Here is a 23,965-nt window from a genome sequence, read left to right as displayed (position 1 = left end):
AATAATATAGCATTAACTCTTCTATATTGCCTGAAGCAGATAAATCGCGAGGCGAGGCTTATTTCCCACGCGATACCTCTCTTTTTGATAAGTCTTATTGCATTTGCGAATAAGTTGCCTGCGCCACATCTGAACAGGAGTTAATTGTGGATAGTGCCCGTACTGAACAAATATCGTTAAAAATCCTTCATGAGCTATTGCAATATCGGCGCCGATTCCCGGGATTGGAAGCCTCAAATGCTGAAGAAGAACAGGCCGTTTCACAGGTGCAATTACCGCGTATCCGGGCATTCATTGAAAATGAGCAGCGCATTGAATTTGTCCTGCCCGCCTTCCCGACAAAATCACCCAATACGAATAAGGTGATTGGTTCGGTACCCGATATGGCAGAGCGACTGTCGTTGATATTTCTTAATTCTCTCTGCCAACGTATTCAGCTTTATTACCCGCCGGGTGCCCATATCGTCATCTGCTCGGATGGCCATGTCTTCGGTGATTTGATCCGTGTCAGCGACGAGGCTATCAACCACTATCAGCATGAAATCGAAAACCTGTTGCATGAGGTTGGGGCGACGCACCTGAGCGTGTTCAACCTGGGGGACGTGGAAGGGCTGGCCGAGCATACCGGCGACTATGACCTGCTGCGGCAGTTGTTGGTCGACGGTTATGCCGAGCCGGAGGCGACAATCAAACAGCAACTGATGCAGGACGAGCAGGGGCTACAGTTGTATCGCGCCATCACCCGGTTCCTGTATGAAGACAGCCAACTGCCGGGCTACAGCGGCTCCAACGCCGCATTGCAAAAAGACGCCAAACAGCGCGCCTGTGGTGTGATCCAGCGCAGCTGGGCCTGGGGTAACCTGCTGGCCCAGCATTTCCCGCTGGCGATACGTCTGTCGATCCACCCGCAGCCCGCCGACAGCCTGAAAATGGGCATTCATATGATGCCAACCAAAGACGACTGGCTAACGCCGTGGCATGGCGTAGCGGCCAACGTCAACGGACAGTTTGTGCTGATGAAACGCAAAGACGCTCAGCAGTTGGCGGGCGAACTGGTGGCGATCCGCGGCACGCCCAGCCATTACCTGATCGAACAGCCACAGATGGCCTGATGCATCACCTTACGCCCGTCACTTTGGTGGGCGTCTTTTAACGGCCCGGTTGCCGTGTGAGCAGAAAATTCGATTCAAGGAGAGTGACCTATGGACCACCAAACACTGAACTGCCGTATTGAACTGAATACTCCTTTTGGCGCGGTACTGACCCCGCAATATCCTGGGCAACCGATCAGCGAACTGCCGGTAGCGACGCTGCGGGCGTTGGCTCAACAGCATCACCTGCTGGTGCTGCGTGGCTTCGACTCTGGCTTTACCGATCCTCAGGTGCTGACGGGCTATGCCGAAGGCTGGGGCGAGATCATGATGTGGCCATTTGGTGCAGTATTGGATGTGAAAGAACATCCGGATGCCAAGGACCATATTTTCGACAGCAGCTATGTGCCGTTGCACTGGGACGGCATGTACAAACCGACCATCCCGGAATTCCAGCTATTCCACTGTGTGGCCGCGCCTTCGCAGGATGAGGGCGGGCGTACCACCTTTGTCGATACCACGCGCCTGCTGGCCAATGCCGATGAGGCGTTGTTGGCCCAGTGGCTGAAGGTGTCGATTTCTTATCGCATTAAGCAGGTCGTGCACTACGGCGGTGAGGTTTGTTCGCCGCTGGTGGTGACGCATCCGAGCGGCCGTGGGCAGATCATGCGCTACAACGAACCGCCGACCGAAGGCAAAAAGTTCCTTAACCAGCACGCGCTGGAATATCACGGTGTGCCGCAAGACAAGCAAGAGGCATTCCACCAGACCCTGCAACAGCATCTCTACGATCCGCGCCATTACTACGCCCACCAGTGGCAGCAGGGCGACGTAGTGGTAGCGGACAACTTCTCGCTGCTGCACGGGCGTGAGGGCTTCACTGCACGCTCTGCTCGCCATTTGCAGCGGGTCCATATTCAGAGCAACCCGGTGTGCGCCAATCTGGCGTTGAAGCCGGCAAACACAGAGGCTTAAGCCGTTATGGCACGTATTCTGATGGCCGCGGTGGCCACGCCCGGCCACGTTTATCCGATGCTGAGCATTGCCCGGCACCTGATTGCGCAAGGGCACCAGGTTCGGGTGATGACCGGTGCGCTGTTTCGCCAACGTGCTGAGGCCGTCGGCGCGCAATTCATTGCTTTTGATCAGCGGGTCGATTTTGACTACCGCTATCTTGAGCAGCACTTTCCAGAGCGGGCTGCGCTGCCGCCGGGCAATGCACAGATGGCGCTGGCGCTGAAAGACTTCTTCGCTGCCCCGATCCCCTTGCTGGATCAGCAGTTGCGAAGCGTGATGGCCGCCGAGAGCACCGACCTGCTGATCGTGGAGAACTGTTTCTACGGAGTATTACCGCTGTTGCAGAGCCGGGATCGCCCGCCGGTGATCGGTATTGGCGTGACGCCGTTATCGTTCTCCTCTACGGATTCGATCTTCTATGGGCCGCGGATCCCTCCGGCATTATTGCCTTCTGAGCTGCGGCGCGAGCAGTTGGTGGATGAAGGCACCCGCGCGTTAATCGAGGAGGTACAACAGAGTTTTGATGCTGCGATGGCACAATCCGGCGGTCAGCCACTGCAACAGCCGTTTACCGATGCGTTAATTGGCGGCTGCGATCGCTTTTTGCAACTGGCAACCCCGGCACTGGAGTATCTGCGTGAAGATTTGCCGGCCAGCGTGCGCTTTATTGGTCCGCTGCGCAGCACGGCCGCGGTGGTTGAAACTGCCGATGAGTGGGATGAAGTCGACCGGCGGCCGCTGGTGATTGTCACGCAGGGTACGCTGGCGAATGTCGATCTGCATCAGCTGATTGTCCCGACGCTGAAGGCGCTGGCTGAATTGCCGGTTCGGGTGTTAGCGACCACGGGGGGCCGCCCGATTGACGAGTTGTTGGCGCTGTTGCCCGCTAATGCCAGGGGGCAGGAGTTCATCTCTTTCGAGCACTGGCTGCCGCAGGCCGCGCTGTTGATCACCAACGGCGGTTACGGTTCAATCAACTACGCTCTGGATCAGGGGGTGCCATTGATTGTCGCCGGTACCGGTGAAGATAAACTCGAGGCCGCCACGCGGGTGGTGGCTGCGGGATGCGGAATTAACCTGCATACCAGCAACCCGGATCAGGCGCAGTTGCGGCAAGCTGTGCAGCAAATTTTGACGCAGCCGATGTATCGGCAGCGTGCTGCGCTGGTCCAGGCCGATTACGCTCGCCATGATGCACTGACGGCAATCGCCGACGAGGTGGCGGTGTTAACCTAGCCGGTTGAATGGTCTGTCAAACGGGGGGCTTCGGCTCCCCGTTTTTCTTTCAGTTAGTCGGGGTCTTCATCCTGCATGATGGCACTGCGTCCTCCGTCCATCACAATCGTGGTGCCTGCGATAAATCCCGCTTGTTCACTGGCGAGAAACAAACACAAATCACCGACTTCTTCAGGTGCTCCGAGGCGGCCGACCGGGTGCTTGTTAACGGTTCTTTCCCGTGCCAGTTTGGCATCTGGGTGGCTATCGAACCAGGTTTGGTTGCCTTCAGTATCGATAAAACCAGGAGCAATCCCCAGAGTGCGGATCGCCGGGCCCCACTCGATAGTCAGGCTTTGTACCAGGGAGAGTAGTGCCCGCTTGCTGATGTTATACGGCGCACAGCCCGGCAGGGTGGAAAATGCGTGGTTGGAGGTGATCACCAGGATCACGCCACGGCTTTGGGTCAGGGCCGCACGGGCACATTTGGCCAGATACCAATGCGAGCGCAGATTGAGATTGAAGTTATGCGTCCAGTCTTCTTCTTCGCAATCAATGCCTTTGAAAACGTTTTTACCGGCGTTGGAAACCACAATATCGATACGATGGAACCGTTGCTCAGCATTGGCGACAAAACGTTTTATCTCGGTGGTCTGCGTGACATCCACCGAGTCGTAGAAAAAATGTTGCGGGTACTCGCGCCGCAATTGCTGGGCATGGGGGGCTTTCTCCAGGGCAGGTTCGGCGCAACCCATAACGCTATCGCCGTTAGCGAGAAAGGCCTTGGTAATAGCCAGACCTATGCCCTGGCTGGCACCGGTGACGATCACCACTCGTCCGGATTTGTCGATAAGCATATAAACCTCGGCAAGGGCTGTTTTGCTACAGAGAAAACTGGCCTAAAAACCGGTCGATCATCCGGTGATCGTCTGCGGTGAGTTGCCAGCCGGGGTGACGGCAGTAATCGGTGGCAATGATATTGCGCCGCTGCAGAATCGTCTTCTCAACCTGAATAATGTATTCGCAGTGGCTCATCCAGCGCTGAATGTAAGGCAAGAGTGCCTGATGCAGCCTCTGCGCCTGTTCAGCTTCACCGACTTGCCAGTGGTGATAAATGCGCAGGTAAACCTCACTGAATGAACAGCCGGGCATCACGCCTTTGCCCCCCGCCGCCAGCATTGGCAACATATAAAGTCCGGCATAGCCGTTTAACACGCTGGCTTGCGGCGCCAGTTGCAGAAATTCTTTGGTGTAATCCACCGGCGGATTGCACTCTATCTTAAACACCGCATGGGGGTAGCGTGCTGCCACGTCAGCCAATTGTTGAGGCGTGATCGGCAATCCGGTTTCACCCGGCGCGTATTGCACCATCACCGGGATGTCCACGGCATCCAGTACGGCAAAAATGTGCTGTTGGATCTCCTGTGGACTGGGCTGCAGGAAAAATGGCGGCAGCAGCATCAACGCATCCGCGCCCAGTTGTTGATAATGGCGGGCGCGCTTAACGGCGACTTCGCTGCTGTGATCGGTGACCGAGATAGCACGGTACAGCGGGGCGCCTGCCAGCGTGGTGATAAAGATTTCTGCCAGGCGGCCGCGCTCGTGGTCGTCCAATTTGGGAAATTCACTGGCGATACCAAACAGCGTCGTTCCCTGAATGCCGGTTGCGGCCAAATGTTCCAGCAATCGCACAAAGCTTTTTTCATCGATCTCGCCGTCAGGACTGAACGGCATAGCGACAATAGGGTTGACCCCGCAAATATCAGCGGCTTGATAACGGCTCATTATTCTTCCTCCCGGTCAGCCAGCACGGCACCCTGTGCGGCCGGCATTGCCCAGCGACGATAAAGTCGCAGGAAACCTCGCGGTACTTCTTTATCCAGCGGCTGCCAGGTTTTACGTCGCTGGATCAGTTCGGTCTCGCTGACGTGTAGCGTCAGGGTACGCGCCGGGATATCTATCGAAATTTCATCGCCATCCTGCACCAATGCCAGTTCGCCGCCGTCCACTGCCTCAGGCGAGATATGGCCGACAAACAGCCCGCGGTTGGAACCGGAGAAACGGCCGTCGGTGATCAGGGCGCAGCTGTCGGCCAACCCCATCCCCTCCAGCGATTTCATCGGCTTATACATTTCCGGCATGCCTGGGCCGCCTTTGGGCCCTTCATAACGCAACACCAGTGCGCTACCCGGCTTAATTTGACCGGACATAATCGCCTCGACAGACTCCTGTTCGCTGTTGAACACCACAGCGGGACCACGGAAACGCATCAAATTTTCCGGCACGGCCGCAGGCTTCACGACGCAGCCGAGCGGCGACAAATTACCGTGCAGCACGGCGACACCGGCTTCATTACGCACCGGAATGGCGAGGGTGTGGATGACCTCCGGACGTCGGCTTGGCGGGGTCTTCGCCAGCAGTTCAGCTTTGGTTTTGCCGGTAACGGTTAAGGCGTTAAGATCGAGCAGTTGGGCAATCTCAACTTCGACCGCCGGTACGCCGCCTGCCTCCCAGAAGTCAATCATGTCATGTTCACTGGCCGGGTAGAGTGAGGCGACCAGTGGCACCTGATGGCTCAGTTCATCAAAGGCGGACAGCGGCAGATGCCCCAATTCCGCTTCGTAGTGAATGGCTTGCAGATGCAGAATGGCATTGGTGGAACCGCCGGTGGCCAGTAGATAAACCATCGCATTGCGGATCGACGCCGCGGTGATGATCTGTCGCGCGTTGATGCCATTGAGCACCAGCGCCACCGCCTGACGGCCGGTTTCGATAGCGCACTCGCGCCGTGCGGCTGAAACCGCCGGTAGCGTACTGCTGCCCGGCAGGCTCATGCCGAGCACCTCGCCGATACAGCACATGGTGTTGGCGGTGCCGTACATGGTGCAGGAGCCCGGTCCGGGTTCAGCGATATTTTCGATGTAAGCGAATTCGGCCTCATCGATTTCACCGCGTTTTTTCCAGCCGATGGCTTCGGTGACGATGTTGCCGTCCCAGTGTTTGCCCTTATATTCTGCCGGGTACATCGGGCCACCGTTGACCATGATCGCCGGAACGTCCAGCCGTGCAGCCGCCATCAGCATGGCGGGCACAATCTTGTCGCAAGAGCCGAGTAGCACCATGCCATCGAAGCGATGGGCGCGCATCATCACTTCAATTGAGGCCGTGATCACTTCACGAGCGGCCAGGATATAGCGCATGCCAAGATGCCCTTCGGCAATACCGTCGCAGGGGGCGATAGTGCCGAACACCATGCCGACACCGCCGGCTTCTTCAATGCCCTGCAATACCTTGGCCGTCAGTTCATTCAGGTTGACGTGGCCGGCGGTGGCATTGGTATAACTGTTGACCACGGCGATCACCGGGCGTCGCAGTTGTTCGTCGCTGTGGCCCATCGATTTATACAGCGCACGTTTCAGCGCACCGTCGTCACCCTCGAGGATTGGGTTAAAATGCGAGCCGCAACTGCCGCCGCCACAGGTTCCACATCCGCTCATAATCAAAATCTCTCAGTGATATTTAAAGGGCCGTCGGTATCAGGCTGAGTCGCCTGATGCGGTTTTATCTTTGGGTTTATCAATCTGGCCGGAAGCATGAAGATCAACGGGGCGCAGAGCAGCAGGAAGCCCGCCAAAATATACAGTCCACTGTCAGTCTGGCCGGTTTGGTCTTTCAGCCAGCCGAGCACCGTGGGGCCGAAGAACCCCGCGAGATTGCCGACTGAATTCACCAGTGCGATACCGGCCGCCGCCGCAGTGCCGGAAAGCAATGCGCCCGGCAAGCTGATATAGGTGGGGATCAGCGCCAGGGTGCCGGACATGGCAACGCAGATCCACGTCATCATCCAGAAGGTCGAGCCGCTGCAGTAAGCGCTGAGTGTCAGCCCGATACAGCCAATCACCGCCGGAATGGCAATATGCCAACGGCGCTCCTGTTTCAGATCGGAATGACGGCTGTTCCATATCATAAACAACGCGCCAAATACGTAGGGCAAGGCCGCCAGCAGGCCGATTTGGAAGTCGTCGCTGATACCTGAGGTTTTGATGATGGAAGGCAACCAAAAGCTGATGCCGTAATAGCCGACGTTGAAGCTGAAGAAAATCAGTGCCAGCAGCCAGACATAGCGGTTAGCCAGCATCTCTTTCAGGCTGTGGGCCGCTTTGCCGTTGGCAGCCCGGTCACGATTGGCGCGATCTTTGGCCAGATCGGCCTGTACGAGGTTTTTCTCTTCGGCGGTTAGCCACTTGGCTTCGGCCACGTTGTTATCCAGATAACGCAGTACCACAAAGGCCAGAACCAAAGATGGGACCGCTTCAATCAAGAACAGCCACTGCCAGTTATGCAACCCCCCCACATCTTCAAACAGCTTGAGGATCAGGCCTGAAAGCGGGCTGCCGATGATCACCGACAGCGGGGTGACCAGAATAAACAGCCCCAGCGTGCGGGCGGAGCGCCATGAAGGAAACCACAGGGTTAAATAGAATACGATGCCGGGGAAGAAACCGGCTTCGGCCACGCCGAGCAGAAAGCGCAATACATAAAAGCTGGTGGGGGTGGTGACGAACATCATGGCGGCTGACAATAGTGCCCAGGTTGCCATGATGCGGGCTATCCAGAATCGCGGCCCAAAACGTTGCATAAGCAGGTTGCTGGGCAACTCAAAAATAAAATAACCAATGAAGAAGATACCGGCACCCAGGCCATAAACAGTATCGCTGAAATTCAGGGCATCCTGCATGTGCAGCTTGGCGAACCCGACGTTAACGCGGTCCAGGTAAGCGAAGAAATAACACAGGATCAAAAAAGGGATCAGGCGGCGTGTGATCTTACCGTAGACCTGTGTTTCAGCGGCTTGCTTCACCGTCTGGTTTTCCGTCGTCAACTTCATGAGCGGTTCCTCAGATTTATTAGTCGGGTTATACCGGCGTATTCAAGGAGCGAACATCAGCCTTCGGCTGCGGTGATTTGCCGATGTGGCGCAGGGCAACACCGTTCATCAGGTTTTTTTCGATGTGTTCAAGCGAGATATTCTTGGTTTCTGGCACCAGCCATAACGTCAGCAAGATACAGAACAGGTTGAGCCCAGCGTAAAGCCAGAAAGTACCGGCACTGCCGACGGTGTCGATCAGCGTCAGGAAGGTAGCGCCGATGATCATATTGGCCATCCAGTTGGCCATGGTGGAGCAGGTAACGCCAAAATCGCGTCCGGCCAGCGGCTGGATCTCGGAGCACAATACCCAAATCAAGGGGCCTGCACTCATGGCAAAGCCGGTGATGAAAATCAGCAGCACCATAACCGCTGCGTATTGTTCTGCTGGATTGCTGATGCCGGTGTGGAACATATAACCCAGGGTGCCCATGCAAATGGCCATCACACCGAAACCCAGCTTGAGCATTGGCTTGCGTCCCCAACGATCGACCAGCGCGATAGCGATAAAGGTGGCCAGCACGTTGGTCAACCCGGCGATCACGGTGCACCACATTTGTTCGCTGGTGGTGGAGAAGCCGGCGATTTCAAAGATCTTCGGTGCGTAGTACATGATTATCGTCATGCCGGTGAACTGCTGCATAAATTGCAGCAAGATGCCAAGACAGGTGGAACGGCGGAAGTTGGCATTGTGGCGAAACAGTTGCCAGCCGCGTTGCTTCATTTGCAGACTTTCACGGATTTGGTCCAGCTCCACGCGGGCTTCATCATCCGAGTTACGTAGCAGCATGAGTACCTTTGAGGCCAGCTCGCTGCGGCCTTTCATGGCTAACCAGCGCGGACTTTCCGGCAGCGTCACCACGCCAATAAACAGGATGATGGCGGGAAATGTGATAATACCCAACATCCAGCGCCAGTGACCTCCGGCGCTGAAGGCGGTGTCAGACAGGAAGGCCGCCAGAATGCCGATAGTAATCATCAATTGATAAAGCGAGATCATGCTGCCGCGAATACGCTCCGGGGCGATTTCCGACAGGTACAGTGGTGCAGTGAACGACGCTACGCCGACGGCTAAACCCAGAATAAAGCGCGAAATAACCAACACTTCGAGATTAAGGGCAATGGCGCAACCGACAGAGCCGACGACAAACAACACGGCGCTCAACAACAGGCTTTTTTTACGGCCAAGGCGGGAAGACATCGGCCCGCTGCCCAGTGCCCCGAGTGCGGCACCGAGCATCATAATGCTGACCACGATTTCCTGCTGTTGGCTGGACAGGCTGAATTCGTGGGCCAGGAACGGCAACGCACCGGCGATTACCCCCATATCCAGGCCAAACAGCAGCCCTGCTAAGGCGGCGAGAAAGCAAACCTGCAGGGTTTGTCGGTTAGCTTTGGCGGGAACAGCGATTTTTTCCATAACAACACCCTTTTATTCAATGCGTTATTTTTTTATGCGGAAAGCGCTGGCACCGAACTGTCGGTGAAGCCCGCCCCAGACGTAAGCCGTTCAGTTATTATTCATTCAGGTAATACAAAAATGATGATCTTGTAATACAAGAATGCTAGAGCCAAAAGCACTCTGGAACTGTGAGATTGATCGAAATTACAGCAAAGGAGGGTTTTTAGAGGATATGGGCGAACATTTCCGGTTGTTGATGCCAGTTATTCTTTTTGGCCGCGTTGAGCAGAATCACCCGCATACGCTGGCGCGCATTTTCCACCTGCTTGAAGCGAATCGCCTCCAGCAGTTGCTGATGTTCTTCTACGGCATTTTTGGCCAGACGGACGTCCTCTTCCAGCGTTTGCTGGAAAGAGAGGGCCATGGCGGCGGAAAGTGCGCTGCCTAATGAATGCAAAAAGGGGTTATGGCTGGCGCTCAACAAGGCCAGGTGGAACGCCATATCGCCCTGTTCGAAGAGTTCGCGGCTGGCTTGTTGTTGCCCTTGTGCCATCAGTTTGCAGGCATCTTCAAGTGCGGCCAAATCATGTCCGGTTGCGTTAACGGCCGCCAGTGCGGCGATATTAGGCTCAAAGATAAGGCGAGTGACCATCAATTGCTCAACCAACAACGGGTCGAGGCTGCCTTCTGCCAGCCAGGCCAGAACATCGGTATCCAGAAAACTCCATTGCTCGCGCGCATTGACCGTGCTGCGTTTCTTCGCCTGGATGGAAATCAGCCCTTTTGCCGCCAGCACTTGCAAGGCATTGCGCACCGAGGTGCGTGAAACCTCATATTGCAGCGCCAGTTCATTTTCCCCCGGCAGTGACAGCCCGGGCGGCAGATCGCCCTTGATGATACGGCGGGCCAGATCTTGCGTCAGGGTTTCCGATAGGGTGGTGGGTGCGGTTTTCATCCGTGGCTCTCAGGCAATAAAGCGGCAGTTACTGCATATACTAAGCTAAGCGACAGGTTGGTGGTACCTATGCCGATTTTAGTGAAGCGAATAAGCGGTTTTTCATGCAGATTATGCCGGTTAAAACTGCATGATTATGTAAATCAAACCGTCGACACTTTTTAGGTTAAATGTTAACCCATTGACAGCATTGCTGATGAAATGCGTGGGATATCATAATTTTCTAATTATGAAATGAATCCTCTGGCGGTGATAAGGTGGGGCAGTTACCCTGAACCGATAGCCTAATGGGATAGGCGTCAAATCAACAAGAGAGCAAGCATGACTGATTCACAAATCCGCATTGCGGTTGCGGGTTCCGGCGGCCGTATGGGCCGTCAATTGATCCAGGCGGTACAGCAGGCACCGGGTGTGGTGCTGGGAGCCGCGATTTCACGGCCAGGCTCAAGCCTGATTGGTACCGATGCCGGTGAACTGGCGGGCGTTGGCACGCTGGGCGTGACCGTTAGCGACAGTCTGGAAAAGGTGGTTGGCGATTTCGATATTCTGATCGACTTCACCCGTCCGGAAAGCACCCTGGGCTACCTGGCTTTCTGCGTCGAGCATAAAAAAGCCATGGTGATTGGCACTACCGGCTTTGATGATGCCGGCAAAGAGGCCATCCGTGCCGCCGGGCAGCAGATTGGTATCGTCTTCGCCGCCAACTTCAGCGTCGGCGTCAATCTGGTGCTGAAACTGTTGGAAAAAGCCGCTCAGGTGATGGGCGACTATACCGATATCGAGATTATTGAAGCGCATCACCGCCATAAAGTGGATGCCCCTTCGGGCACGGCGTTGGCGATGGGCGAGGCGATTGCCGGTGCACTGGGACGCGATCTTAAAGAGTGTGCGGTGTATGCGCGCGAAGGTTATACCGGTGAGCGCGATCCGAAGAGTATTGGCTTTGCCACTATTCGTGCCGGCGATATCGTCGGGGAGCACACCGCCATGTTTGCCGACATCGGCGAGCGGGTAGAGATTACCCATAAAGCCTCCAGCCGCATGACTTTCGCCAGTGGAGCGGTGCGCGCGGCATCATGGCTGTATAAGCGTGATAAAGGGCTGTTTGATATGCGGGATGTGCTCAATCTTGACCAGTTATAATTGATTTATATACCATCGTGATGTGGTTGTATTGATCATAATACTATGATTAACGGACAATAATTTTATTGTCCTTTTTTTAACGATTAAAATGATGGTGATGCATTGATTTAATGGTGTAATGCTTGTTTTTATGTGTTTAATTTGATTTTTTTGCCGTTAATCTCAAGCAATGATGTTTTTAGCCCGGGATTTTGCCTTTATCATTGCGCTTTTTTGTCATTCCTCCCCGCAACCGTTTACCAACCCGAGTTTAGCGGTGTTTTTGTGGCTGCTAACCCTATTAAACGTTGAGAAGTGCAAAAATAAGAGAAAAAATGGCGCTTTGGGTAGACAAGCGGAGCTCTCATCATTAAAATGCGCCCAATTTGCCAAAAATTGACCTTGAAGGCGGTTTTTGCATTGATTTAGATCGCGATATCTGAATTAATATGCAAATATTGTGATTGATTATTCCTTGGAGGGTGTTTTGATTAAGTCAGCGCTATTGGTTCTCGAAGACGGAACCCAATTCCACGGTCGGGCCATCGGGGCAGAGGGTACGGCAGTGGGGGAAGTGGTCTTCAATACGTCGATGACCGGTTATCAAGAAATCCTCACTGATCCTTCCTACTCCCGCCAGATCGTTACTCTTACTTATCCTCATATCGGCAATGTCGGCACCAATGCTGCTGACGAAGAATCCTCCGCTGTACACGCCCAAGGCCTCGTCATTCGCGACCTCCCACTGATTGCCAGCAACTACCGCAACGAAGAAGGCCTGTCTGACTACCTGAAGCGTCACAACATCGTGGCGATTGCCGATATAGATACCCGCAAGCTGACCCGTCTGCTGCGTGAAAAGGGTGCACAGAACGGCTGCATCATCGCCGCTGACACACCGGATGCTGCCCTGGCCTTGGCGAAGGCCAAAGGTTTCCCGGGCCTGAAAGGCATGGACCTGGCGAAAGAAGTGACCACTCAGGAAGCTTACAGCTGGCAGCAAGGTAGCTGGACGCTTGAAGGCGAACTGCCGGAAGCCAAAGCGGCCTCCGAGCTGCCGTTCCACGTGGTGGCCTACGACTTTGGCGCCAAGCGCAACATCCTGCGCATGCTGGTGGATCGCGGCTGCCGCCTGACGGTAGTGCCGGCGCAGACCCCGGCAGATGAAGTATTGAAGATGAGTCCGGACGGCATTTTCCTGTCCAACGGCCCGGGTGACCCGGAGCCTTGTGATTACGCCATTACCGCCATCAAACAGTTCCTGGAAACCGACATTCCGGTATTTGGCATCTGCCTCGGCCACCAGTTGCTGGCACTGGCCAGCGGCGCGAAAACCGTGAAGATGAAGCTCGGCCACCACGGCGGTAACCACCCGGTAAAAGACCTGGATAAAGACTGCGTCATGATCACCGCGCAGAACCACGGTTTTGCCGTGGATGAAAACAACCTGCCGGCAGAACTGCGCGTAACGCACAAATCCTTGTTTGACCACACGGTGCAGGGCATTCACCGCACCGACAAGGCTGCGTTCAGCTTCCAGGGGCACCCTGAAGCCAGCCCGGGCCCACACGATGCCGCGCCGTTGTTCGATCACTTTATCGAACTGATCGAGACTTACCGTTCTAACGCCAAATAATCAGGAGCAGTAAAAATGCCAAAACGTACAGACATAAAAAGCATCCTGATCCTCGGCGCTGGCCCGATTGTTATCGGCCAGGCGTGTGAGTTCGACTACTCGGGTGCTCAGGCGTGTAAAGCGCTGCGCGAAGAGGGTTACCGCGTTATTTTGGTGAACTCCAACCCGGCCACCATCATGACTGACCCGGAAATGGCGGATGCGACCTACATCGAGCCGATTCACTGGAAAGTGGTGCGCAAAATCATCGAAAAAGAGCGTCCGGATGCCGTGCTGCCGACCATGGGCGGCCAGACCGCACTGAACTGTGCGCTGGAACTGGAACGTCAGGGCGTGCTGGCCGAGTTTGGCGTGACCATGATTGGCGCTACCGCTGACGCGATCGATAAAGCTGAAGACCGTCGCCGTTTCGACGTGGCGATGAAGAAAATCGGTCTGGACACCGCACGCTCCGGCATTGCGCACAATATGGAAGAAGCGCTGGCGGTTGCCGCTGACGTCGGCTTCCCGTGCATCATCCGTCCTTCCTTTACCATGGGCGGCAGCGGCGGCGGTATCGCCTATAACCGCGAAGAGTTCGAAGAGATCTGCGAACGCGGCCTGGATTTGTCACCAACCAAAGAGCTGTTGATTGACGAGTCGCTGATCGGCTGGAAAGAGTACGAGATGGAGGTGGTGCGCGATAAGAATGATAATTGCATCATCGTCTGCTCGATCGAAAACTTCGACGCCATGGGTATCCATACCGGTGACTCGATCACCGTAGCGCCGGCGCAGACGCTGACCGACAAAGAATACCAAATCATGCGTAACGCCTCGATGGCGGTGCTGCGTGAAATCGGCGTGGAAACCGGTGGCTCCAACGTGCAGTTCTCGGTTAACCCGAAAACCGGCCGTCTGATCGTCATCGAAATGAACCCGCGTGTATCCCGCTCTTCGGCGCTGGCGTCGAAAGCCACCGGCTTCCCGATTGCCAAAATTGCCGCCAAGCTGGCGGTGGGTTACACCCTCGACGAACTGATGAACGACATCACCGGTGGCCGCACGCCAGCCTCGTTCGAACCGTCCATCGACTACGTCGTGACCAAAATTCCTCGCTTCAACTTCGAGAAATTTGCCGGTGCCAACGACCGTCTGACCACCCAAATGAAATCCGTCGGCGAAGTGATGGCGATTGGCCGCACTCAGCAAGAGTCACTGCAGAAAGCGCTGCGTGGCCTGGAAGTGGGTGCTACCGGCTTTGACCCGAAAGTGAGCCTGGACGACCCGGAAGCGCTGACCAAAATCCGTCGTGAGCTGAAAGATGCCGGTTCTGACCGCATCTGGTACATCGCTGACGCCTTCCGTGCCGGTCTGTCGGTTGACGGTGTCTTCAATCTGACCAATGTGGACCGCTGGTTCCTGGTGCAAATTGAAGAGCTGGTGCGCCTGGAAGAGCAGGTTGCCGAAACCGGCATCAACGGTTTGACGTCGGAATTCCTGCGTACCCTGAAGCGTAAAGGCTTCGCCGATGCGCGCCTGGCTATCCTGGCCGGCGTTGCAGAGAGCGAAATCCGCAAACTGCGCCACGGTTATGGTCTGCACCCGGTTTATAAGCGTGTGGATACCTGCGCGGCAGAATTCGCCACCGACACCGCTTATATGTACTCCACTTATGAAGAAGAGTGCGAGTCCAATCCGACCAATGACCGTCCGAAAATCATGGTGCTGGGCGGCGGTCCGAACCGTATCGGCCAGGGCATTGAGTTCGACTACTGCTGCGTACACGCCTCGCTGGCGCTGCGCGAAGACGGTTACGAAACCATTATGGTCAACTGTAACCCGGAAACCGTGTCTACCGACTACGACACTTCCGACCGTCTGTACTTCGAGCCGGTGACGCTGGAAGACGTGCTGGAAATCGTGCGTATCGAGAAGCCGAAAGGCGTGATCGTCCAGTACGGCGGTCAGACCCCGCTGAAGCTGGCGCGTGAGCTGGAAGCCGCGGGCGTGCCGATCATCGGCACCAGCCCTGATGCGATTGACCGCGCCGAAGACCGTGAGCGTTTCCAACAGGCGGTGCACCGTCTGGGCCTGAAACAGCCGGCCAACGCCACCGTTTCCACCATCGAACAGGCCGTAGAGAAAGCGGCCGGCCTCGGCTACCCACTGGTGGTACGTCCTTCCTACGTGCTGGGCGGCCGCGCGATGGAAATCGTTTATGACGATATCGACCTGCGCCGTTACTTCCAGAATGCAGTCAGCGTTTCCAACGACGCGCCAGTGCTGCTGGATCGCTTCCTGGATGATGCGGTAGAAGTCGACGTCGATGCCATTTGCGACGGCGAGCGGGTGCTGATTGGCGGCATCATGGAACACATCGAACAGGCGGGCGTGCACTCCGGTGACTCCGCTTGCTCACTGCCGGCCTACACCCTGAGCAAGGAAATTCAGGATGTGATGCGCCAGCAGGTTGAGAAACTGGCGTTCGAGCTGCAGGTTCGCGGCCTGATGAACGTGCAGTTTGCGGTGAAGAACAACGAAGTCTACCTGATTGAAGTCAACCCACGTGCTGCGCGTACCGTACCTTTCGTCTCCAAGGCGACCGGCGTCCAGTTGGCCAAGGTAGCGGCACGCGTGATGGCGGGCAAAACGCTGGCCGAGCAGGGCGTAACGGAAGAAGTTATTCCGCCTTACTACTCGGTGAAAGAAGTGGTGCTGCCGTTTAACAAGTTCCCAGGTGTCGACCCGATTTTAGGGCCGGAAATGCGCTCTACCGGGGAAGTGATGGGCGTAGGCCGCACCTTCGCGGAAGCCTTCTCCAAGGCGATGCTCGGCAGCCAGTCAGGCATGAAGAAACAGGGTCGTGCGCTGCTGTCGGTGCGTGAAGGCGATAAAGCCCGTGTGGTGGATCTGGCGGCAAGCCTGCTGAAACAGGGCTTTGAGCTGGATGCCACCCACGGTACCGCCGTGGTGCTGGGCGAGGCAGGGATTAACCCACGCCTGGTCAACAAGGTGCATGAAGGTCGTCCGCACATTCAGGACCGTATCAAGAATGGCGAGTACACCTACATCGTTAACACCACGGCTGGCCGCCAGGCGATTGAGGATTCCAAGTTGATTCGCCGCAGTGCGCTGCAGTACAAGGTGCATTACGACACCACCCTGAACGGCGGCTTTGCCACCGCGATGGCGCTGAAGGCCGATCCGACCGAACAGGTGACCTCGGTGCAGGAGATGCACGCCCGCATCGGTAAGTAATCTCTCTATGCCGTAACATCAGGGCGCTGCAGTTGAATGCAGTGCCCTTTTTTTATCTCCATCAGCCAATTTGTTGTCTCGCGTTAAAAATTTCCGCTATCAATCATTCAGCAAACTGTCACTCTGTGTGATTGGTATATGCTTGATATATTGGCAAGGAACGAAGGAACGACGACAACCATGATCCTGATAATTTACGCCCATCCTTATCCCCGGCATTCTCATGCCAACCATCGGCTGCTACAGGCGGTGAAGGACCTTCCCGAGGTGGAAGTCCGTTCGCTGTACGAGCTGTATCCCGATTTCAATATTGATATCAACGCCGAGCAGCAAGCGCTGGAGCGTGCCGATCTGGTGGTGTTGCAGCATCCGATGCAGTGGTATAGCCAACCGCCGTTGCTGAAACTGTGGATCGACAAAGTGCTGGAGCACGGTTGGGCCTATGGCCATGAAGGCGAGGCGTTGGTAGGTAAAGATGTCCTGTGGGCGGTGACCAGTGGGGGGGATGAGCACCATTTCGAACTGGGCGATTACCCCAATTTTGCCGCACTGGGGCAGCCGCTGCAGGCCACGGCGCTGTATTGCGGTATGAACTGGCAGCCCTACTTTGCCGTGCACAATACCTTTACCTGCAATGAACCGGCGCTGATTGCCGCCGGAGAGGCCTACCGCCAGCGGCTGGTGGCGTATCTGATGGAACACAGTGAACCGGCGGATCAGGGAGTCGAGCATGGATAATCACCATATGATGATTGAGGGGCTGATCTATCTGGGATCGGCCGCGTTGTTCGTGCCGATAGCGGTGCGATTGGGGCTGGGCTCGGTACTGGGCTACCTGATCGCCGGCTGTATTATTGGCCCCTGGGGGCTGAAACTGGTCTCTGACGCGGAGTCGATCCTCACCTTTGCCGAGATCGGCGTGGTGCTGATGCTGTTTATCATCGGCCTGGAGCTGGATCCGAAACGACTGTGGACGTTGCGCGCCTCGGTATTTGGCGGCGGCATTATCCAGATGGCGGCTTGCGGGCTGGCGCTGAGTGCCTTTTGCTATTTCCTCGGGCTGGACTGGAAGGTGGCGCTGCTGATCGGCCTGACGCTGGCTCTATCCTCCACCGCCATTGCCATGCAGGCGATGAGTGAACGTAACCTGACGCCGTCGCCGATTGGCCGTAGCGCATTTGCTGCATTGCTGTTCCAGGATATCGCGGCGATCCCGCTGGTGGCGATGATCCCCTTGCTGGCCAGCAGCGGTGCCGTCACTACCCTGGCGACCTTTGCCCTGTCGGCGGCCAAGGTGGTGGGTGCGCTGGTGGTGGTGGTACTGCTCGGTCGTTATGTGACCCGGCCGTTGCTGCACTTTGTCGCCCGCTCCGGCATGCGCGAAGTCTTTAGTGCCGTGGCGCTGTTTCTGGTATTTGGTTTTGGCATTCTGCTGGAAATGGCCGGGCTGTCGATGGCGATGGGGGCCTTCCTTGCCGGGGTGATGCTGGCGAGTTCCGAATACCGTCATGCGTTGGAAAGCGATATTCAGCCGTTCAAGGGCCTGCTGCTCGGGCTGTTCTTTATCGGTGTTGGCATGTCGATCGACTTCGGCACCCTGTTCCACCATCCGTTGTTGATTGCCTCGCTGCTGTTGGGCTTTATGTTGATCAAGGCGGCGCTGCTGTGGGTGATTGGGCCCTGGCTTGGCGTACCGAAGCGTCAGCGCGGCATGTTTGCCATTTTGTTAGGGCAGGGCAGTGAGTTTGCCTTCGTGATTTTCGGGGCCGCACAGTTGGCCGGGGTGTTGCCGCCGGAATGGGCTAAATCGCTGACGCTGGCGGTAGCCTTATCAATGGCGGTGACGCCGTTGCTGTTGGTGGTAGCGGCTCGCATTGAGAAAAACGCGCCGAAGGACGAGCGTCCGGCGGATGAAATTGATGATGAAAACGCCAGCGTAATCATTGCCGGGTTTGGGCGTTTTGGTCAGATTGCCGGCCGTTTGCTGCTGGCTAACGGCGTGCATACCGTGGTGTTGGATCACGACCCGGATCATATTGAAACGCTGCGCAAGTTCGACACTAAGGTGTTTTATGGTGATGCCACGCGCGCCGATCTGCTGGAGGCCGCGGGTGCCGAGTACGCCAAGGTGCTGATTAACGCCATCGACGACGTGGAGGCCAATTTACAATTGACCGAGTTGGCCAAGCGGCACTTCCCACACCTGAAGGTGGTGGCGCGCGCACGCGATGTTGACCACTGGTATCAGTTGCGTCAGTTAGGGGTGGAAAGCCCGGAGCGTGAAACCTTTGAAAGCTCATTGCGCATTGGCCGCGAAACGCTGGAACTGTTGGGGCTGGATGCTTACGAGGCACGTGAAAAAGCGGATACCTTCCGACGCTACAACCTGAAAATGCTCGAGGAAACGCTGGAGAATTATCAGGATACCGAATTCCGTCTTGCCGGTCTGCAACGGGCCAAAGAGATGCTCAGTGCGGCTATCGAGCAGGATCAGAATCGGTTGGCGAGGGTACAGCAGAGTGGCTGGCGCGGTAGTATCGATGGCAAAGCACCGGAGGATGAGGTGGTAGAAGCCAAGGGGTAAACCCGGTGGGCGCAGCGTCAGGCTGCGCCCCACAAGAGATGGGTTAGCTCAGCGCTACCTTGATACCCAGGGCAATCAGCATGCCGCCCAGCAATTTATCCACTACCTTCTGGGTTTTCTCCAGCCCGCGACGCACCGGTCCGCTTTGGATCAGGAACACCAGCACCGGCCACCACAGGGCGGACAGGCCAAGGATAATCCCCGCATACCACAGTTTTTCACCCAGCCCGGAGTTGATCTGCAATACCTGAGTAAACACCGCCAGGAAGAACAGTGTGGCTTTCGGGTTGAGCAGATTACACAGATAGCCCTGCACAAAGGCACTCTTCAGACTCACCTGTTGCTGCGGCAGATTGCTGACGTTCATCTTGCTGCCACTGCGTGACAGCAATGCCTGAATACCTACCCAGATCAGATAGACCGCCCCGGCGTACTTCAGCACGTTGAACAGCCATGGTGTGGTGGTGATCACCACTGCCAGTCCGGCCACGCAGTAAGACATATGGGTCGCGACGCCGCAGATCACACCGAAGGCGGTCATCATGGCGGCCAGGCGCGGGTAGCGGGCAGCATTCTTGATCACCAGAAAAAAATCCGGGCCGGGCGACAGCATCCCCAGGGCGGCAATACCAGCAACGAACAGCGAAGTTTCAAGCATGATTTGACTCTCTGCACAAAAGGCCTAATTGCGCTGATAATAACGCCGCTTCCCCTGATGCGCATCAACCAAATGAGGTAATGTTTAACCCTATGATGGATCCTCAGTCTGAACAAACCCCGGGGCCCTATGCAGCAACTGACAACCACCGACCTACCGCCACCGCAGCGGCAACAGCGTGAAATCACCCGTCTGTGCATTCAATGTGCTTTGCTGTTGTTACAGCACGGCGCCGAAAGCATGGTGGTGGAGCAATTATCCACCCGGCTGGGGCTGGCGTTGGGCATGGACAGCGTGGAAAGTTCGATCTCGGCCAATGCGGTGGTGCTGACCACCCTCAGTAACGGTGAATGCCTGACCACCACGCGCAAGAACGTCGATCGCGGCATCAATATGCAGATGGTGACCGAGGTGCAGCACATCGTTATTTTGGCGGAGCACCGGCTGGCGGATGCGCATGATGTGGCCCGGCGCTTCGAGAAAATTCGTCCGCTGCGCTATCCGCGTTGGTTGGTGGTGCTAATGGTAGCGCTGTCCTGCGGTTGCTTCAGCATGCTGAACGGCGGCGATCAGAAAGCCTTTGCCGTGACCTTTATCGCCAGCGGCCTGGCCATGTCGGTGCGCCAAATGCTGACCGCCCGCCACATGAATCCACTGATCAACTTTTGCCTGACGGCATTTGTCGCCACCTCGGTTTCCGGCCTGTTGCTGCGGCTGCCGGTGTTCAGCCAAACCTCTACGGTGGCGATGGCCGCCAGCGTACTGTTGCTGGTGCCGGGGTTTCCGCTGATTAACGCGGTGGCCGACATGTTCAAAGGCCATATCAATACCGGGCTGGCGCGCTGGGCGATGGCCAGTTTGCTGACGCTGGCCACCTGCATTGGCGTGGTGATGGCGATGTCGTTGTGGGATCTGCGGGGGTGGTCATGAACCTGCTTTGGGCTTTGCTGCAGGACATGCTGCTGGCGGCGGTACCGGCGCTGGGCTTCGCCATGGTCTTCAACGTACCGGTGCGCGCACTGCGTTATTGTGCACTGTTGGGGGCGGTGGGTCATGGTTCGCGGATGCTGATGATGCACGCAGGCATGAACATCGAATGGGCCACGTTCTTGGCGGCGATTTTGATCGGCATGATCGGCATTTACTGGTCGCGCTGGCTGCTGGCGCACCCGAAGGTGTTTACCGTGGCGGCGGTGATCCCGATGTTCCCGGGTATCTCGGCCTATACCGCGATGATCTCGGTGGTGGAAATCTCGCATTTGGGGTACAGCGAGGCGCTGATGGCCACCCTGATGAGCAATTTCCTCAAGGCCTGTTTTATCGTTGGTGCGTTATCGATTGGGCTGTCACTGCCCGGGCTGTGGCTGTACCGTAAACGCCCCGGCGTCTGAGAATCAAGGGGTGGAAAAACGGGTATTAGATATTCTAATAAGAGCTATCTTATATATTCATATTGCTTGATTAGCCTATCGACGGCAGTTGGGGCTTTACGTATAGTGTGAGCAATTTTGCTGCCTACACAGGGTTTAACAATGATTATCAGCCTGATCGCTGCCTTGGCGGCGGATCGCGTTATTGGCATGGAAAACGCCATGCCGTGGCACCTGCCGGCGGACTTAGCGTGGTTTAAACGTAACACGCTGAATAAACCGGTTATTATGGGCCGTAAAACTTTCGAATCCATTGGTCGCCCATTACCGGGCCGTCATAACATCGTTTTAAGCAGCCGTCCCGGCACGGATACCGGGGTGACCTGGGCCACGTCGATTGACGAAGCGCTGGCCGCTGCCGGTGATGTGGAAGAAGTGATGGTGATAGGTGGCGGGCGTATTTACAGCCAGTTCCTGGCTCGCGCCAACCGCATGTACCTGACGCATATCGATGCCGAAGTCGGTGGCGATGCTCACTTCCCGGACTATGAGCCGGACGAATGGGAAACCTCGTTCAGTGAGTTCCACGATGCTGACGAACTGAATTCTCACAGCTATTGCTTCGAGATTTTAGAACACCGCTGATTGCCGGGTGTGAGTCCGACCTTCCTGAGGGCGCAAGAGATTGCGTCCTTTGTCGTTTCTGCGGCAAAATTTCCGCCGACTTTTGATTGTAACATTTTCGTCACACTTCCTGATTAGTATGAAGCCCAACTCTGAGCGCCCGGCAACTCTGGTGAATCTCGATCGCGGCGCCATTTAAAAAGGAAGCAAAGCAATGACGAGCAAAATTGAGCAATTAGACGCCGACCGCCTGACCGATCCCACCCGTCGTAAACTGCTGCTGGGCAGCGCCGGTGCCGTTGGCCTGGCCGGCTTCCTCGGCGGTGGCATCTGGACCGTTTCCGCCCAGGCGCTGGCCGAAGACTTACCGCCGAACAAGCTGCTGGGTTTCAAAGGCATTGCGGCCTCAACCGCCGATGAGGTGGTGATTGCGCCAGGCTACCGCGCCGAGGTGTTGATTTCCTGGGGGGAGCCGCTGGTGGAGGGGGCTGCCGCTTTTGACCCACAGGGCAACAATAGCGCCGCCGATCAGGAAAAGCAGTTCGGTGACAACAACGATGGCATGAGCTTCTTCCCGATTGATGACAATCACGGCGTGATGGCCATCAACAATGAATACGTTAACGAGCAGTATCTGTTTGCCCACGGTGGCAGCAAAGCCACCAGTCTGGAAGACGTGCGTAAATCTCAGGCCGCGCACGGGGTTTCCATCGTGGCGGTACGCCGCACCGGTGACAGCCAGCGCTGGGAAGTGGAGCGCCCGTCGCGCTATAACCGCCGCATTACGGCCAACACCGAGATGCAGTTCAGCGGCCCGGCTGCCGGTCATGCATTGCTGCAAACTGCGGCCGATCCTACTGGCCGCAAGGTTCTGGGCACCTTCGGAAACTGCGCTAACGGTAAAACCCCCTGGGGCACTTACCTGACCTGCGAAGAGAATTACGATACCTATTTCGGCACCCATCAGGCCGACTATAAGACCACGGCGGATCAAAAGCGCTACACGCTGAAAGTCAGCGAGCCGGAACGCAACTGGCCGGATTACGACGAACGTTTTGACGTGGCGAAGAACCCGAATGAGTTCAACCGTCACGGCTGGATCGTCGAAATCGACCCGATGAATCCAACCTCGACGCCAATCAAACATACGGCACTGGGCCGCTTCAAACATGAAAATGCCGCCGTGACCGTCGCCAAGGACGGTCGCCTGGTGGTTTACATGGGTGACGATGAGCGCGGTGAGCACATCTACAAGTACGTTTCCAAAGGCGTGGTGGACGTGGCTAATCCGGCCAACAATCGCAGCCTGCTGGACGAAGGCACGCTGTACGTGGCGCAGTTTGACGGTGATGCCGCCGGTACGCCACTGAAAGGGACCGGGCGCTGGATTGCGCTGGAGTTCGGTAAAAATGGCCTGACGCCGGAAAACGGCTTCCGTGATGAGGCTGAGGTGCTGATCTTCGCTCGCAAGGCCGCGGCACAGGTGGGTGCCACCAAGATGGACCGTCCGGAATGGATCGCGGTCAACCCGCATGATGGCCGCGCCTACTGCACATTGACCAACAACAGCAAACGTGGCGAAGAAGGCATGCCATTGAACGCGGCGAACCCACGCCCGAACAATGTCTATGGCCAGATTATTCGTTGGGATGAGGGCGGTGATGCGACGGCAGCGTCATTCTCCTGGGATATTTATGCCCTGTGCGGCAACCCGATTGCGCACCCGGAAGGGGTCAATCGCGGCACGCCAAATATCACGGCTGACAATACTTTTAACAGCCCTGACGGCTTGGGCTTTGATAAGGCCGGTCGCCTGTGGATCCTCACCGACGGCAAATACAGTAACAAGGGCGACTATGAAGGACAGGGGAACAACCAGATGCTGGTGGGCGATCCGCAGAGCGGGGAGATCCGCCGCTTTATGGTCGGGCCAAAATCCTGTGAACTGACCGGTATTACGTTCACCCCGGATTACAAGACCATGTTCGTCAACGTCCAGCACCCGGGCGAAGAGGGCGATTCTCATTTTCCGAACAACAGTCCACGTCCACGCTCGTCAGTATTGATGATTACGCGTGAAGACGGTGGGGTGATTGGCGCTTAAGACGAAAACAGTGGGGC

19 protein-coding genes are annotated in these 23,965 nt (G+C 56.4%); 12 read left to right on the top strand and 7 right to left on the bottom strand.

Annotation, left to right across the window (positions count from 1 at the left end; translation table 11 throughout):
- Nucleotides 1–146 precede the first annotated feature (146 nt).
- From pvcA to BEI65_RS09565, 3 genes are all read left to right on the top strand, one after another.
- Nucleotides 147–1,112 carry an L-tyrosine isonitrile synthase gene (gene pvcA / locus BEI65_RS09575; protein WP_099063123.1) on the top strand — a complete coding sequence of 322 codons (966 nt, stop codon included), beginning with the start codon at nucleotides 147–149 and terminating at the stop codon, nucleotides 1,110–1,112.
- Between the two features lie 90 nt (nucleotides 1,113–1,202).
- Nucleotides 1,203–2,066, top strand: coding sequence for a TauD/TfdA family dioxygenase (locus BEI65_RS09570; RefSeq protein WP_099063122.1), 864 nt, complete (start codon nucleotides 1,203–1,205; stop codon nucleotides 2,064–2,066).
- A gap of 21 nt (nucleotides 2,067–2,087) precedes the next feature.
- Nucleotides 2,088–3,344: a glycosyltransferase gene (locus tag BEI65_RS09565; protein WP_099063245.1), complete on the top strand. Its 1,257-nt coding sequence runs from the start codon at nucleotides 2,088–2,090 to the stop codon at nucleotides 3,342–3,344.
- A gap of 53 nt (nucleotides 3,345–3,397) precedes the next feature.
- On the opposite strand, the gene BEI65_RS09560 is transcribed toward BEI65_RS09565, so the two are convergent.
- From BEI65_RS09560 to BEI65_RS09535, 6 genes are all read right to left on the bottom strand, one after another.
- Complete coding sequence (locus BEI65_RS09560; protein ID WP_099063121.1) at nucleotides 3,398–4,180, bottom strand: SDR family NAD(P)-dependent oxidoreductase; 783 nt, start codon at nucleotides 4,178–4,180, stop codon at nucleotides 3,398–3,400.
- Between the two features lie 25 nt (nucleotides 4,181–4,205).
- Entirely contained in the window at nucleotides 4,206–5,108 is a 903-nt protein-coding gene (locus BEI65_RS09555) for a dihydrodipicolinate synthase family protein (protein ID WP_099063120.1), read from the bottom strand.
- A complete protein-coding gene (gene ilvD / locus BEI65_RS09550; RefSeq protein ID WP_099063119.1) occupies nucleotides 5,108–6,820 on the bottom strand; it encodes a dihydroxy-acid dehydratase in 1,713 nt (570 codons plus the stop codon). Before ilvD ends, BEI65_RS09555 begins: the two co-directional genes overlap by 1 nt.
- 2 nt (nucleotides 6,821–6,822) lie before the next feature.
- Nucleotides 6,823–8,211: an MFS transporter gene (locus BEI65_RS09545; RefSeq protein ID WP_099063118.1), complete on the bottom strand. Its 1,389-nt coding sequence runs from the start codon at nucleotides 8,209–8,211 to the stop codon at nucleotides 6,823–6,825.
- A gap of 28 nt (nucleotides 8,212–8,239) precedes the next feature.
- Nucleotides 8,240–9,670 carry a sugar porter family MFS transporter gene (locus tag BEI65_RS09540; protein ID WP_099063117.1) on the bottom strand — a complete coding sequence of 477 codons (1,431 nt, stop codon included), beginning with the start codon at nucleotides 9,668–9,670 and terminating at the stop codon, nucleotides 8,240–8,242.
- A gap of 205 nt (nucleotides 9,671–9,875) precedes the next feature.
- Nucleotides 9,876–10,607: a FadR/GntR family transcriptional regulator gene (locus BEI65_RS09535; protein WP_099063116.1), complete on the bottom strand. Its 732-nt coding sequence runs from the start codon at nucleotides 10,605–10,607 to the stop codon at nucleotides 9,876–9,878.
- A 321-nt stretch (nucleotides 10,608–10,928) separates the two neighbouring features.
- Between BEI65_RS09535 and dapB the strand changes: the two genes are divergently transcribed.
- From dapB to kefC, 5 genes are all read left to right on the top strand, one after another.
- Nucleotides 10,929–11,750 (top strand): 4-hydroxy-tetrahydrodipicolinate reductase, encoded by an 822-nt coding sequence (gene dapB / locus BEI65_RS09530; protein ID WP_099063115.1) that lies wholly within the window; start codon nucleotides 10,929–10,931, stop codon nucleotides 11,748–11,750.
- Between the two features lie 469 nt (nucleotides 11,751–12,219).
- Nucleotides 12,220–13,368: a glutamine-hydrolyzing carbamoyl-phosphate synthase small subunit gene (carA, locus tag BEI65_RS09525; protein WP_099063244.1), complete on the top strand. Its 1,149-nt coding sequence runs from the start codon at nucleotides 12,220–12,222 to the stop codon at nucleotides 13,366–13,368.
- Between the two features lie 15 nt (nucleotides 13,369–13,383).
- Nucleotides 13,384–16,608 (top strand): carbamoyl-phosphate synthase large subunit, encoded by a 3,225-nt coding sequence (carB, locus tag BEI65_RS09520; RefSeq protein WP_099063114.1) that lies wholly within the window; start codon nucleotides 13,384–13,386, stop codon nucleotides 16,606–16,608.
- Nucleotides 16,609–16,788: 180 nt separating this feature from the next.
- Nucleotides 16,789–17,346, top strand: coding sequence for a glutathione-regulated potassium-efflux system oxidoreductase KefF (gene kefF, locus BEI65_RS09515; protein WP_099063113.1), 558 nt, complete (start codon nucleotides 16,789–16,791; stop codon nucleotides 17,344–17,346).
- Nucleotides 17,339–19,192: a glutathione-regulated potassium-efflux system protein KefC gene (kefC, locus tag BEI65_RS09510; protein WP_099063112.1), complete on the top strand. Its 1,854-nt coding sequence runs from the start codon at nucleotides 17,339–17,341 to the stop codon at nucleotides 19,190–19,192. The genes kefF and kefC overlap by 8 nt, the downstream gene beginning before the upstream one ends.
- Before the next feature lie 43 nt (nucleotides 19,193–19,235).
- Here kefC and BEI65_RS09505 read toward each other — a convergent pair whose 3' ends face one another.
- Entirely contained in the window at nucleotides 19,236–19,850 is a 615-nt protein-coding gene (locus tag BEI65_RS09505; RefSeq protein ID WP_099063111.1) for a LysE family translocator, read from the bottom strand.
- Nucleotides 19,851–19,979: 129 nt separating this feature from the next.
- Between BEI65_RS09505 and BEI65_RS09500 the strand changes: the two genes are divergently transcribed.
- The 4 genes from BEI65_RS09500 (at nucleotide 19,980) to BEI65_RS09485 (ending at nucleotide 23,948) form a co-directional block, all read left to right on the top strand.
- The gene (locus BEI65_RS09500) at nucleotides 19,980–20,780 is read left to right on the top strand and encodes a threonine/serine exporter ThrE family protein (RefSeq protein WP_099063110.1); all 801 of its coding nucleotides are present in this window, start codon (nucleotides 19,980–19,982) and stop codon (nucleotides 20,778–20,780) included.
- The gene (locus tag BEI65_RS09495; RefSeq protein WP_165366336.1) at nucleotides 20,777–21,241 is read left to right on the top strand and encodes a threonine/serine exporter; all 465 of its coding nucleotides are present in this window, start codon (nucleotides 20,777–20,779) and stop codon (nucleotides 21,239–21,241) included. Before BEI65_RS09500 ends, BEI65_RS09495 begins: the two co-directional genes overlap by 4 nt.
- 141 nt (nucleotides 21,242–21,382) lie before the next feature.
- A complete protein-coding gene (gene folA / locus BEI65_RS09490) occupies nucleotides 21,383–21,865 on the top strand; it encodes a type 3 dihydrofolate reductase (RefSeq protein ID WP_099063108.1) in 483 nt (160 codons plus the stop codon).
- A 193-nt stretch (nucleotides 21,866–22,058) separates the two neighbouring features.
- Nucleotides 22,059–23,948 carry a PhoX family phosphatase gene (locus BEI65_RS09485; RefSeq protein WP_099063107.1) on the top strand — a complete coding sequence of 630 codons (1,890 nt, stop codon included), beginning with the start codon at nucleotides 22,059–22,061 and terminating at the stop codon, nucleotides 23,946–23,948.
- The last annotated feature ends 17 nt before the right edge of the window (nucleotides 23,949–23,965 follow it).

The organism is Serratia sp. BW106 (genome assembly GCF_002607755.1).
Classification (GTDB): Bacteria; Pseudomonadota; Gammaproteobacteria; order Enterobacterales; family Enterobacteriaceae; genus Serratia; species Serratia proteamaculans.
Note: the sequence above shows the minus strand (reverse complement) of the source record. Positions and strands in the feature narration are given on the sequence as shown.